Genomic DNA, 17,022 nt, shown 5'->3' on the forward strand with positions numbered 1-17,022 from the left:
TCAACCAATTTCAGAGAGCAGGCGCTGGGCCCGGGCCTTGAGATCGCCCTGGGCTTCGGCGATCACTTCCTCTATCAGTGTACGTGCTCCGTCGCTGTCGCCGATGGCATTGAATTCCTCGGCCAGCGCCAGCTTGGTGGCCAGCGGGTCTTCCGGCGCCACGGGGGCTGGCGACGGGGAAGCCGGCGCGTTGCTGTTGCCCAGATCCAGCGACAGGGCGCTCAGGTCGAATTCCATGACGTTGGAGTCGGCAGGATCGTCTTCTGCCAGGGACTCGGCAGCCACAGGCCTGTCGGTTGCTTCTGCGTGGGTCGACGAGGGCAGGGCGAAGTCGCTCAGGTCGAACTCCAGGCCCTCGGGCGTGGCGGGCGCGGCCGACGCTGCCTCGGTATCCATCACGCCGCCCGGCGAAGCCGAGGGGGGCTGGGCTGCGGGCGCTTCCAGGGCCGAGCCGAAATCCATGTCCAGGCTGTTGTCGTGCTCGGAGGCGGGAGCTGCTTCGGGAAGCGCCGCAGCGGGAGCTGCCGGGGTGGCGCTCCAGCTGCCGAGATCGGCAAAGTCCTGTTCGCTGGGCTGGGGGATGGCCGGTGCTTCGTCGAGCTTGTGCACGGGCTCGGCGTCGGCCAGGCCGCCGGGCAGGTCCAGATCCATGTTCAGGTCCAGGCCGGCAGGCAGGGTGGCGGGGCCTTCGCGGTCGGCATCCAGTTTCGACTGGGCCAGCGCGGCGCCAAAGCCCATGGCGGCGGCGCCTGCGGCCAGACCGCCGGCCAGCGCTGCGGCGGGCTCTGCGGCAGCGGGCTGAGCGCTGGCGCTGCCGGCCTGGGGCAGGGAGGTATTGCCGCCTTGCTGGTACAGGGCGTTCTCGGGGTCGAGGATGCGGCCCTGGTCGGCCAGGCGTTGCCATTCCGGACCCTGGCCCTGAGTCAGGTTGCGCAGGGTCTGGGCCGTGGCTTCAAAGGCCTTGCGGTCATGGCGCTTGGCATAGATTTCGGCCAGCTTCTGGTGCAGCACCAGTCGGTTGGGATCGGTGCGCAGGGCTTCCTTGAGGATTTCCTCGGCCTGCAGGTCGCGGCCATAGGCCAGATAGACGTCCGCCTCGGCCAGCGGATCCACGTCGCCGGCATCGAGCTGGCTGGGCGAATACTGCATGGAATGGCCCGACATCTGGCTACTGGTGCCGGTATCCACATGCTGGCCGCCGCTGGCGCCGAAGAAAGAATCGGCAGCCAGCTGGCTGTCGCCCAGCGTGCTGTCCGCCACGGCGGCTGCCGCCTTGCGGCGCTGCGCCACGCGATAGCCGCCGTAGCCGAGCAGCAAGGCAAGGATCGCGGCACCGGCCAGCGGAATGGTGGGGTCTTCCATCAGGCTGTCGATAAAGCTGGGCTCCTGTGGCACGGGAACTGGCGCTGGTGCCGGCCTGGGCTGGGGCGCCGGTGCGGCCGCTGGGGCTGCAGCCTCGGCTGGCTTGGCTTCGTCGGTACTCTTGTCTGCAGGTTCTGCCTGCGATGCGGCTGCTTCGGGCGCAGCGGCGGGCGTGCCTGCGGCATCGGCTGCCGGGGTGGCTGCGGCCGGCTCGGCCGGCGTTTCGCCTGCTGCAGGTGCTGCGGCTGCCGGTGCCGCTGCGGGTATGGCCACCCCTGGTGCCGCGGTCGCGGAACTGCCGGTGCCGGCCGCACTGGCAGCGGAACCCTCGGGCTTGGTGGCGGCGGCGATCTGGCTGAGCTCGGCCATGTTGCGCTTGAGTTCGTCCATGCGCGAGGACTGGTCGGCCGACTGCTTTTGCTGGGCCAGCTTTTCGTCGGCTTCCACACCCTTGACCGCACCCTTGGACAGCGTGAGCTTGTCGGGGGCTGCCGTGCTGGGTTTGGCCTCTTCGACCTGGGCCTGGATCTTGCCGGAAGCCGCGCGCGATGCCGCTTCCACCGGTGCGGCGGGGGCGGCACCGGCCAGCTGGCGGCGGAACTGGTTGAAGTCGCGCGACTGCGCGGCCATGATGCGGCGCGCCTCGTTCTGCGGCGTGGCTTTGGCGGCGGCCTCATCGGGCATCTGGATCACGACGCCGCTGCGCATGCGGTTGACGTTGCCGTTGATGAAGGCCTGGGGATTGGCGCGCAGCATGGCCACCAGCATCTGGTCCAGCGAAACGCCGGCAGGGCGGTGGGCCGCGGCCAGGCGGCCGGCCGTGTCGCCTGTCCTGACGCGCACTTCCTCGCCGGATGCCGTTGCGGCCAGCGGGGCCTGGCGTGCGGCAACCGCCGGCGGCGCGGGCTTGCGCGGCGCTGTGGGGCTGCTTTCGTCCTGGGCGGGTGCCGTGACGGTGGGGGTATTGACGGCGGGGCGGCCAGGGCGTGCCCGAGCGGCTTCGGGGGCCGAAGCCTGGGCCGCAGCCGTCACGCCGGGCGCGGCACGGCGCGCGGCCGGCGGATCCAGCAGCAGCGTGTAGTTGCGCTGGAGCTTGCCCGAAGCCCAGCTGGCATCGATGACGAGATCGAGGAAGGGATCGTTGACAGGCTGGAAGCTGCTCAGCTGCAGCACGGCCGAGCCGTTGGCATTTCTGACGACCTTGACGCGGATCGAGTTGGCCGTGCCCGAATACTCCACGCCCTGGGCGCGGAAGGCCTCCGGCGAAGCCACGCCGGCCTGCAGGCTGTCCGCCTCCGCGGCGCTGAGCTGCGGAATCTCCACTTCGGCGCGCAGCGGCTCGCCAAGGGCCGACTGCACCGTGATGCGGCCCAGGGCAAGGGCCCACGCATTGGTGGCCGTCATGCCGGTCAGGGCCAGGGTCGCGGCGGCGAGCGCAGAGAGTTTCCAGCGTTGCATAAAGCTCAAACTTTTGTGGGTGCGTTCCGCTGGCGCCTATTGTTTTTCTGGGAATGCCGGCGGGTACACATGTAAATAAAACTTACCAAAGGCGCATGAACAGGTTCAAGGCCCAGGGCACACGGCTTGCATTGTCATCCACGCTATTGCGTTGCCAGCGATAAGGCGGCAGGCCAGCCTGCGCAATGTTGTCGATTGGCAACGAGATGAAACCTAATGTATCCCTGTTGGCAACTGTCGAAACGCCCGAAAAGCGGCATCGGTGGCGCCCGATTGTGCCGCATGCATGCCGCCTGGGCTGTGCTGCAGAGGCGAAAAAAGCGCCATCCATCCAAGGGATGGCATGGCGCTTCAGGGGGAGTTGCGCTGGCTCAAGAGCCAGGCCGGCGCCGCTCAGGCGGCCAGCAGGATGCGCAGCATGCGGCGCAGCGGTTCGGCGGCGCCCCACAGCAGCTGGTCGCCGATCACGAAGGCGGACACGTACTCGGGGCCCATGTTGAGCTTGCGCACGCGGCCCACGGCCACTTCGAGGCCGCCGGTCACGGCGGCAGGGGTCAGTTCCTTGACGGTGAGCGCACGCTCGTTGGCGACGAACTTGACCCAGGGGTTGCCGCTCCGGATCAGGGCCTCGATCTCGGCCAGCGGCAGGTCCTTCTTGAGCTTGAGCGTCAGCGCCAGCGAGTGGCAGCGCATGGCGCCGATGCGCACGCACAGGCCGTCCACGGGGATGGTGGCTTCGGTGCCCAGGATCTTGTTGACCTCGGCCTGGCCCTTCCATTCTTCCTTGGACTGGCCGTTGTCCAACTGGGCGTCGATCCAGGGGATCAGGCCGCCGGCCAGCGGGGCGCCGAAGAATTCGGTGGGCACGTCCTCGCGGATGGTGGTGGCCACCTTGCGGTCGATCTCCAGGATGGCGGAGGCAGGCGTGGCCAGCTCATCGGCCACGGCGGCGTGCACCACGCCCATGCCCTTGAGCAGCTCGCGCATGTGGTTGGCGCCGCCGCCCGAGGCAGCCTGGTAGGTCATGGAGGAAACCCACTCGACCAGGCCAGCCTTGAACAGGCCGCCCAGGCCCATCAGCAGGATGGAATTGGTGCAGTTGCCGCCGATCCAGTTCTTGCCGCCGGCAGCGAGCTTCTGCTTGATCAGGCCTTCATTGACGGGATCCAGCACGATGACGGCGTCGTTCTCCATGCGCAGCGAGGAGGCGGCGTCGATCCAGTGGCCGTTCCAGCCGGCGGCGCGGATCCTGGGGAAGACTTCCTTGGTGTAGTCGCCGCCCTGGCAGGTGATGATGATGTCGCACTTGGCCAGCTCGGCGATGTCGTTGGCATCCTTGAGCTGGGTGTGGGTCTTGGCCATGGCCGGGGCCTTGCCGCCGGCATTGGAGGTGGAGAAGAAGACCGGCTCGATCAGCTCGAAGTCGCCCTCGGCCTGCATGCGGTCCATCAGCACGGAACCGACCATGCCGCGCCAGCCTACCAAACCAACCAGTTGCTTGCTCATTTGAAACGCCCTTTCAGTTTTGAAAACAGTAGCTTGAGACTGCTTCGTCCGGCTCGTCTGGCCGGATCAGGGGCGCACGACGAACCGGGCTGGGTCAGCCTGTAATCGTCTTAATGGTCTTAACGATTTGCGCGCGCACGTCCACACCGGCAGAGGCTGCGGGTGCTGCGGTTTCAGCGAGGAAAGGGCGGGCGGCAAACATAAGAGCTGTGATTGTAGCGACTGCGGTAAAAGCACGGTTTGTTAAATGTGCTTTATGTAATCGTCAAATCGTCGAAATTTGTGATTTATTTTTGACGTTTTGATCAAAAACGTCCGAAAACATGATCTGCTGCAAAGGCCGGGAGCTGGCCCCGGCCTTTGCGGTGCCGGTGGCTCAGACTTCGGCCAGCGCCCGGACCACGGCGTCGCCCATTTCGCGGGTGGAAACCTTGGTCGTGCCTTCGCTGTAGATGTCGGCGGTGCGCAACCCTTTGGCCAGCACCTTCTGCACGGCGGCTTCGATGCGCTGGGCGGCGGCTTCCTGGTTCAGCGAGAAGCGCAGCATCATCGCGGCCGACAGGATGGTGGCCAGCGGGTTGGCGATGCCCTTGCCGGCGATGTCGGGCGCCGAGCCGTGGCTGGGTTCGTACAGGCCCTGCTTCCTGTCGTTGAGCGAGGCCGAGGGCAGCATGCCGATGGAGCCGGTGAGCATCGAGGCCTCGTCGGACAGGATGTCGCCGAACATGTTGCCGGTGACCACCACGTCGAAGCGCTTGGGCTCCTTGACCAGCTGCATCGCGGCGTTGTCCACGTACATGTGGTCGAGTTGCACGTCCGGGTACTGCTTGCCGACTTCGGTGACCACGTCCTTCCACAGCTGGAAGGTTTCGAGCACGTTGGCCTTGTCCACACTGGTCACGCGCTTGCTGCGCTTTTGCGCGGCCTGGAAGGCGACGTGGGCGATGCGCTCGATCTCGGGACGGGTGTAGCGCATGGTGTCGAAGGCTTCCTCGGCGCCGGGGAAGTGGCCGTCGGGAGCGCTGCGGCGGCCGCGCGGCTGGCCGAAGTAGATGTCGCCGGTCAGCTCGCGGATGATGAGGATGTCCAAGCCCGCGACCAGCTCGGGCTTGAGGCTGGAGGCGTGGGTCAGTTCCTTGTAGCAGATGGCGGGGCGGAAGTTGGCGAACAGGCCCAGGGCCTTGCGCAGGCCCAGGATGGCCTGTTCGGGGCGCAGGGGGCGGTCCAGCGTGTCGTACTTCCAGTCGCCCACGGCGCCGAACAGGATGGCGTCGGCTTCCTGCGCCAGCTTGAGTGTGGCGGGCGGCAGCGGATGGCCTTCGGCTTCATAGCCGGCGCGCCCACGGGGGCGGTCTGCATTTCCAGGCCCAGGTTCAGGGCTTCGAGCACCTTGACGGCTTCCGCGACGATTTCGGGGCCGATGCCGTCTCCGGGCAACACTGCGATCTTCATGATGTTCCTTTGATTAATTTGATAGCTGCTTGCGCTTGATATTCATAGACTTCATATTGAATTTGCTTGGAAGTCTATGAATGGAGAGCGCTGGCAGCTCATTTATTGATAGAAATGAATCAGCGCTGGATCAATGTGTGAGCCAGCCAGGGCTTTTGCGCCAGACGCTCGGCCTCGAAGGCCTTGATCTTGTCGGCATGGCGCATGGTCAGGCCGATGTCGTCGAAGCCGTTGAGCAGGCAGTACTTGCGGAAGGCAATCACGTCGAAGGGGATTTCCTCACCCTGGGGGCGCACGATCACCTGGCGCTCCAGGTCGATGGTCAGCTCGTAGCCGGGGAAGGCCGCCACTTCGTTGAACAGCAGGTCGATCGTGGCCTCGGGCAGCACGATGGGCAGCAGGCCGTTCTTGAAGCTGTTGTTGAAGAAGATGTCGGCAAAGCTGGGGGCCAGGATGGCGCGGAAGCCGTACTGGTCCAGCGCCCAGGGGGCGTGCTCGCGGCTGGAGCCGCAGCCGAAGTTCTTGCGTGCGATCAGGATGCTGGCGCCTTTGTAGCGCGGCTGGTTGAGCACGAAGTCGGGGTTGGGCTTGCGTTCGGACTCGGGCACGCCGGGCTGGCCGGGCTGGTCCAGGTAGCGCCATTCGTCGAACAGGTTGGGGCCGAAGCCCGTCTTCTTGATGGACTTCAGGAACTGCTTGGGAATGATGGCGTCGGTGTCGACGTTCTCGCGGTCCATGGGGGCGACAAGGCCCTTGTGCACGGTGAATTTTTGCATGGCTTGAAGGCGTATGTTCTGGGGGATCAGCGAGCGGCGCGCTCGATGGCGCTGCCTGCGCTTTGCACGTCCTGGCCAATGCCCTTGACGGTGTTGCAGGCGGCCAGGGTGAGGGCCAGGCCAATCAGGAGGATCGGAAACGGTGGCTTCATGGTCGGACTCGCTGAAGAGAGGATGTGTTCAGGCGAACTTGCGGATATCGACGAAGTGGCCGTGGATGGCGGCGGCCGCGGCCATGGCCGGGCTGACGAGGTGGGTGCGGCCTCCCGCGCCCTGGCGGCCTTCGAAGTTGCGGTTGCTGGTGGAGGCGCAGCGCTCGCCGGGCTCCAGGCGGTCGGCGTTCATGGCCAGGCACATGGAGCAGCCGGGCTCGCGCCATTCGAAGCCGGCGGCCTTGAAGATCTGGTCCAGGCCTTCGCGCTCGGCCTGTTCCTTCACGAGGCCGGAGCCGGGCACGACCATGGCCAGCTTGATGTTCCTGGCCACCTTCTGGCCCAGCTTTCTGACCACGGCGGCGGCCTCGCGCATGTCCTCGATGCGGCTGTTGGTGCACGAGCCGATGAAGACCTTGTCCACGAAGATGTCGTTGATGGGCTTGCCGGGCGTAAGGGCCATATAGGTCAAGGCGCGCTCGATGGCGCCGCGCTTGTTGGGGTCCTTTTCCTTGTCGGGATCGGGTACGGTGGCATCCACGCCCAGCACCATCTCGGGCGAGGTGCCCCAGGTGACCTGCGGCACGATCTCGGCGGCGTTGAGCTCGACCACGCGGTCGAACGTGGCGTCGGCGTCGGAGTGCAGCGTCTTCCAATAGGCGACGGCGGCATCCCACTCGGCACCGGTGGGCGCCAGCGGGCGGCCCTTGATGTAGTTGATGGTCTTGTCATCCACGGCCACGAGACCGGCGCGCGCGCCGCCTTCGATGGCCATGTTGCAGACGGTCATGCGGCCTTCCATGGACAGGTCGCGAATGGCTTCGCCCGCGAATTCGATGGTGTAGCCCGTGCCGCCGGCCGTGCCGATCTTGCCGATGATGGCCAGCACGATGTCCTTGGCCGTGATGCCGGGGGCGACCTTGCCGTTGACCTTGACCAGCATGTTCTTGGCCTTCTTGGCCAGCAGGGTCTGCGTGGCCATCACATGCTCGACCTCGGAGGTGCCGATGCCGTGGGCCAGCGCGCCGAAGGCGCCGTGCGTGGAAGTGTGGCTGTCGCCGCAGACCACGGTCATGCCGGGCAGCGTCGCGCCCTGCTCGGGGCCCATCACGTGGACGATGCCCTGGCCCTTGTCCATGAAGGGGAAGAAGGCAGCCGCGCCGAATTCGGCGATGTTGCTGTTGAGCGTGGTGATCTGTTCCTTGCTGATGGGATCGGCAATGCCGTCGTAGCCGCGCTCCCAGCCGTCGGTGGGCGTATTGTGGTCGGCCGTGGCCACCACGGAACTGATGCGCCACAGCTTGCGCCCGGCCATGCGCAGGCCCTCGAAGGCCTGGGGACTGGTCACTTCGTGCACCAGGTGGCGGTCGATGTAGAGGATGGAGGTGCCGTCTTCCTCGGTGTGAACGACGTGCTCGTCAAAAATCTTGTCGTAAAGGGTGCGTCCCATGGCGGTCTCGTGAGGTTGGGGTTGTCGGGGTGTGGATTCGGTAAAGCCGTGCGGCAGGCCGTCAGCAGGCGTCAGGCCCGGGCGCTGCCGGCAGGGCATAGGTGGTCCACCAGCAGGCGGGTGGTGACGGGCAGGGCGTCGAAGTCGCGCGCCACCACGCACAGTTCGCGGCGTGCCCAGTCATCGCTCAGGTGCACGGCCCGCAGATGGCCCACGCCGTGCATGAGCTCGAAGGCCCGGTCCGGCAGCAGGCCCAGGCCCAGGCCATTGTCGATCATGCGGCACATGGCATCCAGGCTGGTGACCTGGATGCGCTGGTGTAGCGCATGGCCGGCCTGGGCTGCGGCCGCGCGCATGGCCAGGCTGATGGAAGATCCCGCATGCAGGCTGACGATGTCCCACTCCAGCACTTCGGCGAAGGCCACGCTTTCGCGCTCGGCCAGCGCATGGCGCTCGGGCACGACGACGACCAGCCGGTCCTCGCGGTAGCGGCGGTATTGCAGCGGCACATTGCCCTGGGTCAGCTGCACGGTGGCCTGCTTGCTGCCAGGCTGCAATGCATTGCCCAGCGTGCAGATGCCGATATCGGCCGTGCCCTCGGCCACGGCGCTCAGCACGTCGGGGCTCAGGTGCTCCTGCAGGTCGATCTTGATCTGGCTGTGCTCGCGGGCGAAGGCACCCAGGTCTTCGGGCAGGAACTGCACGATGGCCGACATGTTGGCGTGCATGCGCACATGGCCGCGCACGCCGTCGGCATACTCGGACAGCTCGCCCTGCATGCGTTCCAGGCCATAGAGCACGTTGCGCGCATGGTGCAGCAGGCTTTCGCCCGCAGGTGTCAGCGTCACGCCGCGGCTGTGGCGGTACAGCAGCGCGGTATCGACGGTGGCTTCAAGATCGGACAGGCGCTTGCTCACGGCCGAAGCCGCGATGAACTCGCGCTCTGCGGCGCGGCCGATGCTGCCCAGCTCGCAGACAGCCACGAACAGCTGCAGCGAGGTGAGGTCTATGCGCCTTGCAAAACTACGCTCGGAATTCTTCATGGGGGAGACTCTGTCTTCTCGTTTAGAGAAGTTGATTGCATTCTTACCTATAAATCATTGCTTAACCATCTTTGAATGAGATGTCTTTGCTGGCGATGGGTGATGCTTTTGCGATGGGTCTGCTATCGGCTGGCGATGTGCCGGCCGGGCTGCCGGAGTTTTTTTCAGCTGTTAACAGACAGTAAAGTGGCGTGACGCTTCGAGAGCATGCTGCAAAAATATGAGCCTCGACAGACTTGTCCCTCCAACTGCCGGAAGCTTTCCGGCCTTTTTTTCGATACCGCCTTGTCCTCGTCCTCACCTTCTTCTTCCCATGCCTTGCGCTGGAGCCATGCCTGCCTGACGGCTGTGGCAAGCCTGGCTCTGGCACTGGGTTCTGTTGCTGTGCACGCCGCGCCCGCCAAGGGCAAGACCGCAGCCGCCAGCAAATCTTCCAAGCCGGCGCCCGCCCGTTCCCCGGCCGGCGCCGCGAAACCTGCGGCCAAGGCCGCACCAGCCAAGGCGGGCAAGGCAGCCAAGGGCGGCGCGGCCAGGAAGGGCGCGGCACCTGCCCGCCACGGTCGTACCGGCCGGGCCGCAGCCGCTGGCGCCGCGGCGGCTGCCGTCCCCATGGGCCTGGAGCACTGGAGCCCGGCTCCCAATGCAGCGGCCGGCAGTGCCGACGACGCCAAGGAGCTGGCGGCGCTGCGCGAGTCGGCCCAGGCCGGCGATGCCAAGGCCCAATACCTGCTGGGGTCGCGCTACCGCTTCGGCAACGGCGTGAAGCAGGACCTGTCGCAGACGGTGCAGCTGTACCGGCGCGCGGCCGAGCAGGGCTATGCGCCGGCCCAGTCGGACCTGGGCGTGCTGTATGCGAATGGACGGGGCGTGGCCCAGGACGACGCCCAGGCGGCCCTGTGGTACCGCAAGGCGGCCGATCAGGGCGACGCCATTGCCCAGAACAACCTGGGCCTGATGTATGCCGAAGGCCGCGGCGTGCCCAAGGACGAGGCGCAGGCCGTGCAGTGGTTTCAGCGCTCCGCCGAGAAAGGCGAGGCCGCCGGGCAGTACAGCCTGGGCGTGATGTACGCCAGCGGCCGCGGAGTGAAGGAGGATGCCAAGGCCGCGCTCAAATGGTTCGAGAAGGCGGGCGAGCAAGGCCATGTGGATGCCCAGTACAACGCGGGCATGACCTATGCCGAGGGCGCCGTGGTCAAGCAGGACATGCAGCGCGCGGCCCAGTGGTTCGAGAAGGCCGCGAACCAGGGCCTGGCTTCAGCCCAGTCCACGCTGGGCTTTCTGTATGCGAACGGCCAGGGGGTTGCGGCCGACCCGGCCAGGGCCGTGCAATGGTTCGAGCGTTCGGCCAAGCAGGGCTATACGCTGGCCCAGTCCAATCTGGCATCGCTCTACACCAGCGGCCAGGGCGTGGCCAAGAATCCGCAGAAGGCCTATTTCTGGCTGCTGGTCGCCAGGGACAAGGATGCGTCGCTGGAAGCCCGCACCCAGGCGGCCGGCGAAGCCCTGACGCCGGCGGAGCGCCTGCGCATCCAGCGCGAAGCCCGAAGCTGGAAGCCTGTCCGGGAGCCGGGCTGAGCGGGGGTCGTCCGGCCATGAAAAATGGCTCCCCCGCTCCTCGCCACGCGTAGTCGCGGCCCCTTCGGGAGGGCGCTTTCATCTCGGCGCGGCCCGGAGAAGAAAAAACGCAGCCAGTGGCTGCGTTTTTGTTCAGCTGAAGAAGCTCTTGAGGCGATCGGTCCAGCTTTCGCCGCTGGGCGAGTGCTTGGAGCCGCCCTTCTTGAGCGATTCGTCCAGTTCCTTGAGCAGCTTGCGCTGGTGCTCGGTGAGCTTGACCGGCGTTTCCACCACGATGTGGCAGTACAGGTCGCCCGGGTAGCTGGAGCGTATGCCCTTGATGCCCTTGCCGCGCAGGCGGAACTGCTTGCCGGCCTGCGTGCCTTCGGGGATGTCGATGGCCGCCTTGCCCGAAAGGGTGGGGACTTCGATCTCGCCGCCCAGCGCGGCCGTGATGAAGCTCACCGGCACGTTGCAGTGCAGGTCGTCGCCATCGCGCTCGAAGATGTCGTGGTCCTTGATGCGGATCTCGATGTACAGATCGCCCGCCGGGCCGCCATTGGTGCCGGGCTCGCCGTTGCCGGCCGAGCGGATGCGCATGCCGTCGTCGATGCCGGCCGGAATCTTGACTTCCAGCGTCTTCTGGCGCTTGACCTTGCCCTGGCCGCCGCAGGAGGGGCAGGGCTCGGGAATGATCTTGCCGGTGCCGCGGCAGTGCGGGCAGGTCTGCTGCACGCTGAAGAAGCCCTGGCGCATCTGCACGCTGCCCATGCCGTTGCAGGTGGAGCAGGTCTTGGCGCTGGTGCCGGGCTTGGCGCCGCTGCCGTGGCAGGTGTCGCAGTTGTCCCAGCTCGGAATGCGGATCTGCGCATCCTTGCCCTTGGCAGCTTCTTCCAGGGTGATCTCCATGGAATAGCTGAGGTCGTTGCCGCGATAGACCTGACGGCCGCCGCGGCGGCCCTGGCTGAACATGTCGCCGAAGATGTCGCCGAAGGCTTCGGCAAAGCCGCCAAAACCTTCGCCCATGCCGCCCATGCCCCGGTTGGGGTCGACGCCGGCATGGCCGTACTGGTCGTAGGCTGCGCGTTTCTGGGCGTCCGAAAGCATCTCGTAGGCCTCCTTGGCCTCCTTGAATTTTTCTTCGGCTTCCTTGGCCTTTTCACCCTGGTTGCGGTCAGGGTGGTATTTCATCGCCAGCTTGCGATAGGCTTTTTTCAGTTCGTCGTCCGAAGCGTTCTTGGCAACGCCCAGGACTTCGTAGTAGTCACGTTTGGACATGGTAATTCTTCCGCCAGAAGGAGCAGGAACGCCGCGTCAACCCCTTGTCGGAGCCGGCGCGGCGGCAAGCGGTCAGTGAGTGGACTCAGGACCGAGGGTGGGATCAGTCCTTCTTGACTTCCTTGACTTCGGCGTCGACCACGTTGTCGTCGCCAGCGGTGGAGGAGCCTGCGGCGGATGCGCCTGCACCGGCGGCAGCGGCTGCCTCGGCACCGCCTGTGGCGGCCTGGGCGTCGGCGTACATCTTTTCGCCCAGCTTCTGGCTGGCGGTCATCAGCGCCGTGGTCTTGGCATCGATGGCGTCCTTGTCGTCACCCTTGAGGGCTTCTTCCAGGTCCTTCACGGCAGCCTCGATGGCCGACTTCTCGGCGGCGTCGAGCTTGTCGCCATGCTCGCCCAGGCTCTTCTTGACGCTGTGCACAGCGGCTTCGCCCTGGTTCTTGGCCTGGATGATTTCCAGCTTCTTCTTGTCGTCGGCTGCGTTCAGTTCCGCATCCTTGACCATCTTCTGGATCTCTTCCTCGGACAAGCCGGAGTTGGCCTTGATGGTGATCTTGTTTTCCTTGCCCGAAGCCTTGTCCTTGGCGGACACGTTCAGAATGCCGTTGGCGTCGATGTCGAAGGTCACCTCGATCTGCGGGATGCCGCGCGCTGCGGGCGGAATGCCTTCCAGGTTGAACTCGCCCAGCAGCTTGTTGCCCGAAGCCATTTCACGCTCGCCCTGGAACACCTTGATGGTCACGGCGGGCTGGTTGTCCTCGGCCGTCGAGAAGGTCTGCGCGAACTTCGTCGGGATCGTGGTGTTCTTGGTGATCATCTTGGTCATGACGCCGCCCAGGGTCTCGATACCCAGGGACAGGGGAGTCACGTCCAGCAGCAGCACGTCGGAGCGCTCGCCGCCCAGCACCTGGCCCTGCACGGCAGCGCCCACGGCCACGGCTTCGTCGGGGTTCACGTCCTTGCGGGGTTCCTTGCCGAAGAATTCCTTGACCTTTTCCTGCACCTTGGGCATGCGGGTCATGCCGCCGACCAGGATCACGTCGTCGATATCGGACACGGAGATGCCGGCGTCCTTGATGGCCGTGCGGCAGGGCGCGATGGTGCGCTCGATCAGCTCGTCCACCAGCGATTCCAGCTTGGCGCGGGTCAGCTTGATGTTCAGGTGCTTGGGACCCGAGGCATCGGCCGTGATATAGGGCAGGTTGATGTCGGTCTGCGAGGAGTTCGACAGCTCGATCTTGGCCTTTTCGGCGGCTTCCTTCAGGCGCTGCAGGGCCAGCACGTCCTTGGACAGGTCGACGCCCTGTTCCTTCTTGAACTCGGTGATGATGTAGTCGATGATGCGCTGGTCGAAGTCTTCGCCGCCCAGGAAGGTGTCGCCGTTGGTCGACAGCACTTCGAACTGCTTTTCGCCGTCCACGTCGGCGATCTCGATGATGGACACGTCGAACGTGCCGCCGCCCAGGTCATACACGGCGATCTTGTGGTCGCCCTTGCCGCCCTTGTCCAGGCCGAAGGCCAGCGCCGCGGCCGTGGGCTCGTTGATGATGCGCTTGACTTCCAGGCCCGCGATGCGGCCCGCATCCTTGGTGGCCTGGCGCTGGGCGTCGTTGAAGTAGGCCGGCACGGTGATCACGGCCTCGGTCACGGGTTCGCCCAGGAAGTCCTCGGCGGTCTTCTTCATCTTGCGCAGCACTTCGGCGCTGATCTGGGGGGGGCGCCAGCTTCTGGCCGCGCACTTCCACCCAGGCGTCGCCGTTGTCAGCCTTGACGATGGAGTAGGGCATCAGGTCGATGTCCTTCTGCACTTCCTTTTCGTCGAACTTGCGGCCGATCAGGCGCTTGGCGGCGTAGATGGTGTTCTTGGGGTTGGTGACGGCCTGGCGCTTGGCCGAGGCGCCGACGAGGATCTCGCCGTCGTCCTGGTAGGCAATGATGGAGGGGGTGGTGCGGGCACCTTCGCTGTTCTCGATCACGCGAGTGTTGTTGCCATCCATGATGGCGACGCAGCTATTGGTCGTGCCCAGGTCGATACCGATGATTTTTCCCATGTTTCTCTCCGTATTCGTGAAATGTTCGATTGGTTGTTAGTTGGTGGCCGCTGTGCCCGGGTTCAAGAGCCGCGGCGCAATTTCTTGCTGCTTCAGCCTTGGGCAACCGTCACCAGGGCGGGGCGCAGGATGCGGTCGGCAATCATGTAGCCCTTTTGCAGCACGGTGACCACGGTGCCGGCTTCCTGCTGGGCAGGCACCATGCTGATGGCCTGGTGCTGATGGGGGTCGAATTTTTCGCCGGCGGCCGGATTGATGGGCACGACCTTGTTGCGCTCCAGGGCCGAAACCAGCTGGCGCAGCGTGGCGTCCGAGCCTTCGCGCAGTTGTTCGGCCGTCGCGTTCTCGATGGACAAGGCAGCATCCAGGCTGTCGCACACGGGCAGCAGGCTTTCGGCAAAGCTCTCGATGCCGAACTTGCGGGCCTTGGCCACGTCTTCCTCGGCGCGGCGGCGCACGTTCTCGGCTTCCGCCTTGGCGCGCAGATACTGGTCGGCCAGCTCGGAGCTCTTGGCCTTGAGTTCCTCCAGCTCAGCCTTCAGCCTATCCATCTCGTCAGACGCGTTGGCAGCCATTGCGGCTTCGACTTCTTCGGGGGAGGCGTCTTGCAAAGGGTTGGGATTGTTGTCGGACATAGGTAAGTGTTTTTCAGAACTTAAGACAATCTTGCGAGTAGATGTGCGCGGCCCGGATTATTTCAAGCCTTGCCCGGGTAGGAGATGGCCGAATGCGGCTGCCCTTGAGGAGCTTCATGCCTGGCAAGGCTTTCGGGTGAAGTGAGTGCTTCGATGATTGCCTGCTGCACCGGCGCATGCCTGCTTTCCCGGCCGGGATGCCGGGTTTATGAAGCCCCAAGTGTACAGATACAAAGCAGCTGCGCTAGAATCTCACGTTTTGCCTTGCCGCACCGCTACCGACGCAGTGGGCGGCGTTTTCCCAAAAGGAGTCGTTATGCGTCATTACGAAATCGTTTTGTTGATCCATCCGGATCAGAGCGAGCAAGTGCCCGCCATGCTGGAGCGCTACAAGGGCATGATCACCGCTGGTGGCGGCAAGATCCACCGCGAAGAAGACTGGGGCCGCCGTCAGCTGGCCTACCTGATCAACAAGCTCGCCAAGGCCCACTACCTGTGCCTGAACATCGAAGCCGACCAGGCTGTGATGGCTGAACTGGAACACGCCTTCAAGTTCAACGATGCCGTGCTGCGTCACCTGACGGTTCAGAAGAAGAAGGCCGAAACCGCTCCTTCCTCCATGATGAAGACCGTCGAGCGCGAAGAAGCCCGCAAGGCCAACCAGGCCGAGCACGCTTAAGGCATCCAAGACGCTGAAGGAGTGGAAAACCGCGTTGCACTGACGGGCACCCTCGCCGAGCTAGCCGCTCTGCGCTACACGCCCGCCGGATTGCCCGCCCTGGATCTGCGCATCGAGCACAGCTCGCAGCAAGCAGAGGCCGGCAGCAAGCGCAACGTCACTGCATCCGTCAAGGCGGTGGCCTTCGGCCCGCTGGCTGAGAAGCTGGCCCGCCAGGCCCCAGGCAGCCAATGGACATTCCAGGGCTTTCTGGCCACGCCGCGCAATACGAAGATGCTGGTTTTGCACATTCAGGACATTCAACAAAACTAATTTTCAAGAGGTCCAGAAATGGCCACGTTCAAGAAATTCAACAAGGACAAGCGTCCCAAGCGCAACACCCAGTCGCTGCTGTTCAAGCGCAAGCGCTTCTGCCGCTTCACCGTCGCCGGCGTCGAGGAAATCGACTACAAGGATGTCGACACCCTGCGTGACTTCATCGCCGAAAACGGCAAGATCGTGCCCGCTCGCCTGACCGGCACGCGCGCCATCTACCAGCGTCAGCTGAACACTGCCATCAAGCGCGCCCGCTTCCTGGCTCTGGTTCCTTACACTGACCAGCACAAGATCTAAGGAGCACAACCCATGCAAGTTATTCTGCTCGACAAGGTTGTAAACCTGGGCAACCTCGGCGATATCGTCAAGGTCAAGGACGGCTACGCCCGCAACTTCCTGATCCCCACGGGCGCTGCCCGTCGTGCCACCGAAGCTGCCAAGGCCGAATTCGAAGCCAAGCGCGCCGAACTGGAAAAGGCTGCTGCCGAGAAGCTGGCTGCCGCTCAGGCCATGGGCGAGAAGCTCAACGGCGTGAACGTCAAGCTGACCCAGAAGGCTGGCGTGGACGGCCGCCTGTTCGGCTCCATCACCAATGCCGACATCGCTGAAGAACTGACCAAGGCCGGTTTCGAAGTGCACAAGGCCCAGGTGCGCATGCCCAACGGTCCCATCAAGATGGTTGGCGACGCTACCGTGGTGGTGGCTCTGCACACCGATGTGTCCGCCGAAGTCTCCGTTTCGGTGTACGGCGACCACTCCTGATTCGGACTCCGTTCCGAACTGGCAAAAAGCCGCCTTCGGGCGGTTTTTTTTGTTTCACGATGACTCCAGCCCGGTAGTTCGCTGGACTGCGCCGCAGCTCGATACAGCAGGTTTATCAATAACTTACGCGCGTCCATCATATGCCGGTGCTTTCTGAAACTTGACCCGGTTTTCCCTCGCGCCGCTCCTATCTGGCTCCTGGAATCCGGGTCGTTCCGAGGAGTCATCATGGCAAAGATCAAGCTCACAAAGACCGCCGTGGAGTCGGCGCAACCCCAGGCCAAGGATGTTGAACTGCGGGATACCGTGGTGCCCGGCTTCCTGTGCAAGATTACCCCGACGGGCCGCCGGGTGTTCATGCTCCAATACCGCACGAACTCCGGCCAGCCCCGCAAGCCCTCGCTGGGGCTGTATGGGGAACTGACCGTCGAACAGGCACGGGTCAAGGCACAGGACTGGTTGGCCGAGGTTCGCCGGGGCGGCGATCCTGGCGGCGCCAAGGCCGATGCGCGCAAGGCGCCCACCGTCACGGAGCTGTGCAAAAAGTTC

The 17,022-nt window shown here is 64.8% G+C and carries 14 protein-coding genes and 2 pseudogenes; 6 read left to right on the forward strand and 10 right to left on the reverse strand.

Annotation, left to right across the window (positions count from 1 at the left end; all coding sequences use genetic code 11):
• The 7 genes and pseudogenes from V8Z74_RS02665 to V8Z74_RS02695 all read right to left on the reverse strand — a co-directional run bounded on the left by V8Z74_RS02665 (position 1) and on the right by V8Z74_RS02695 (position 9,199).
• Positions 1–2,820 carry a motility hub landmark protein FimV gene (locus tag V8Z74_RS02665; RefSeq protein WP_349707794.1) on the reverse strand — a complete coding sequence of 940 codons (2,820 nt, stop codon included), beginning with the start codon at positions 2,818–2,820 and terminating at the stop codon, positions 1–3.
• Positions 2,821–3,213: 393 nt separating this feature from the next.
• Complete coding sequence (gene asd / locus V8Z74_RS02670) at positions 3,214–4,326, reverse strand: aspartate-semialdehyde dehydrogenase (RefSeq protein WP_349707796.1); 1,113 nt, start codon at positions 4,324–4,326, stop codon at positions 3,214–3,216.
• A 376-nt stretch (positions 4,327–4,702) separates the two neighbouring features.
• Positions 4,703–5,778, reverse strand: a pseudogene (leuB, locus tag V8Z74_RS02675) (3-isopropylmalate dehydrogenase).
• Positions 5,779–5,897: 119 nt separating this feature from the next.
• Entirely contained in the window at positions 5,898–6,554 is a 657-nt protein-coding gene (gene leuD, locus V8Z74_RS02680) for a 3-isopropylmalate dehydratase small subunit (protein WP_066472562.1), read from the reverse strand.
• Positions 6,555–6,580: 26 nt separating this feature from the next.
• On the reverse strand, positions 6,581–6,706 hold the full coding sequence (locus V8Z74_RS02685) for an entericidin A/B family lipoprotein (RefSeq protein WP_066472559.1): 126 nt from the start codon (positions 6,704–6,706) through the stop codon (positions 6,581–6,583).
• A gap of 28 nt (positions 6,707–6,734) precedes the next feature.
• A complete protein-coding gene (gene leuC, locus V8Z74_RS02690; protein WP_349707797.1) occupies positions 6,735–8,156 on the reverse strand; it encodes a 3-isopropylmalate dehydratase large subunit in 1,422 nt (473 codons plus the stop codon).
• A 71-nt stretch (positions 8,157–8,227) separates the two neighbouring features.
• Complete coding sequence (locus tag V8Z74_RS02695) at positions 8,228–9,199, reverse strand: LysR family transcriptional regulator (protein WP_066472553.1); 972 nt, start codon at positions 9,197–9,199, stop codon at positions 8,228–8,230.
• A 285-nt stretch (positions 9,200–9,484) separates the two neighbouring features.
• On the opposite strand from V8Z74_RS02695, the gene V8Z74_RS02700 reads away from it, so the two are divergent.
• Positions 9,485–10,774: a tetratricopeptide repeat protein gene (locus V8Z74_RS02700; RefSeq protein ID WP_349707798.1), complete on the forward strand. Its 1,290-nt coding sequence runs from the start codon at positions 9,485–9,487 to the stop codon at positions 10,772–10,774.
• Positions 10,775–10,906: 132 nt separating this feature from the next.
• Here the strand turns inward: V8Z74_RS02700 and dnaJ are convergent, their stop codons facing one another.
• The 3 genes and pseudogenes from dnaJ to grpE all read right to left on the reverse strand — a co-directional run bounded on the left by dnaJ (position 10,907) and on the right by grpE (position 14,717).
• A complete protein-coding gene (gene dnaJ, locus V8Z74_RS02705) occupies positions 10,907–12,031 on the reverse strand; it encodes a molecular chaperone DnaJ (RefSeq protein WP_066472544.1) in 1,125 nt (374 codons plus the stop codon).
• A gap of 103 nt (positions 12,032–12,134) precedes the next feature.
• Positions 12,135–14,082: pseudogene (dnaK, locus tag V8Z74_RS02710) on the reverse strand (molecular chaperone DnaK).
• 92 nt (positions 14,083–14,174) lie between these two features.
• The gene (grpE, locus tag V8Z74_RS02715) at positions 14,175–14,717 is read right to left on the reverse strand and encodes a nucleotide exchange factor GrpE (protein ID WP_066472540.1); all 543 of its coding nucleotides are present in this window, start codon (positions 14,715–14,717) and stop codon (positions 14,175–14,177) included.
• 316 nt (positions 14,718–15,033) lie between these two features.
• Between grpE and rpsF the strand changes: the two genes are divergently transcribed.
• The 5 genes from rpsF to V8Z74_RS02740 form a co-directional block, all read left to right on the forward strand.
• Positions 15,034–15,396, forward strand: a complete 363-nt coding sequence (rpsF, locus tag V8Z74_RS02720) for a 30S ribosomal protein S6 (RefSeq protein WP_066472534.1) — start codon at positions 15,034–15,036, stop codon at positions 15,394–15,396.
• 21 nt (positions 15,397–15,417) lie between these two features.
• A complete protein-coding gene (gene priB, locus V8Z74_RS02725; protein ID WP_066472531.1) occupies positions 15,418–15,708 on the forward strand; it encodes a primosomal replication protein N in 291 nt (96 codons plus the stop codon).
• A gap of 18 nt (positions 15,709–15,726) precedes the next feature.
• A complete protein-coding gene (gene rpsR / locus V8Z74_RS02730) occupies positions 15,727–16,008 on the forward strand; it encodes a 30S ribosomal protein S18 (protein WP_027016880.1) in 282 nt (93 codons plus the stop codon).
• Positions 16,009–16,020: 12 nt separating this feature from the next.
• Entirely contained in the window at positions 16,021–16,473 is a 453-nt protein-coding gene (gene rplI / locus V8Z74_RS02735; protein WP_066472528.1) for a 50S ribosomal protein L9, read from the forward strand.
• A gap of 228 nt (positions 16,474–16,701) precedes the next feature.
• On the forward strand, positions 16,702–17,022 hold a 321-nt coding region (locus V8Z74_RS02740; protein ID WP_349707800.1), incomplete at its 3' end, for an Arm DNA-binding domain-containing protein.

This window comes from Comamonas sp. w2-DMI (assembly GCF_040187735.1).
Lineage (GTDB): Bacteria > Pseudomonadota > Gammaproteobacteria > Burkholderiales > Burkholderiaceae_C > Comamonas > Comamonas terrae.

Coding starts and splice junctions, on each gene's coding strand:
- rpsF (WP_066472534.1), top strand. CDS start 15,034: ATGCGTCATTACGAAATCGTTTTGTTGATCCATCCGGATCAGAGCGAG.
- V8Z74_RS02665 (WP_349707794.1), bottom strand. CDS start 2,820: ATGCAACGCTGGAAACTCTCTGCGCTCGCCGCCGCGACCCTGGCCCTG.
- V8Z74_RS02685 (WP_066472559.1), bottom strand. CDS start 6,706: ATGAAGCCACCGTTTCCGATCCTCCTGATTGGCCTGGCCCTCACCCTG.
- rplI (WP_066472528.1), top strand. CDS start 16,021: ATGCAAGTTATTCTGCTCGACAAGGTTGTAAACCTGGGCAACCTCGGC.
- asd (WP_349707796.1), bottom strand. CDS start 4,326: ATGAGCAAGCAACTGGTTGGTTTGGTAGGCTGGCGCGGCATGGTCGGT.
- dnaJ (WP_066472544.1), bottom strand. CDS start 12,031: ATGTCCAAACGTGACTACTACGAAGTCCTGGGCGTTGCCAAGAACGCT.
- leuD (WP_066472562.1), bottom strand. CDS start 6,554: ATGCAAAAATTCACCGTGCACAAGGGCCTTGTCGCCCCCATGGACCGC.
- rpsR (WP_027016880.1), top strand. CDS start 15,727: ATGGCCACGTTCAAGAAATTCAACAAGGACAAGCGTCCCAAGCGCAAC.
- grpE (WP_066472540.1), bottom strand. CDS start 14,717: ATGTCCGACAACAATCCCAACCCTTTGCAAGACGCCTCCCCCGAAGAA.
- leuC (WP_349707797.1), bottom strand. CDS start 8,156: ATGGGACGCACCCTTTACGACAAGATTTTTGACGAGCACGTCGTTCAC.
- V8Z74_RS02695 (WP_066472553.1), bottom strand. CDS start 9,199: ATGAAGAATTCCGAGCGTAGTTTTGCAAGGCGCATAGACCTCACCTCG.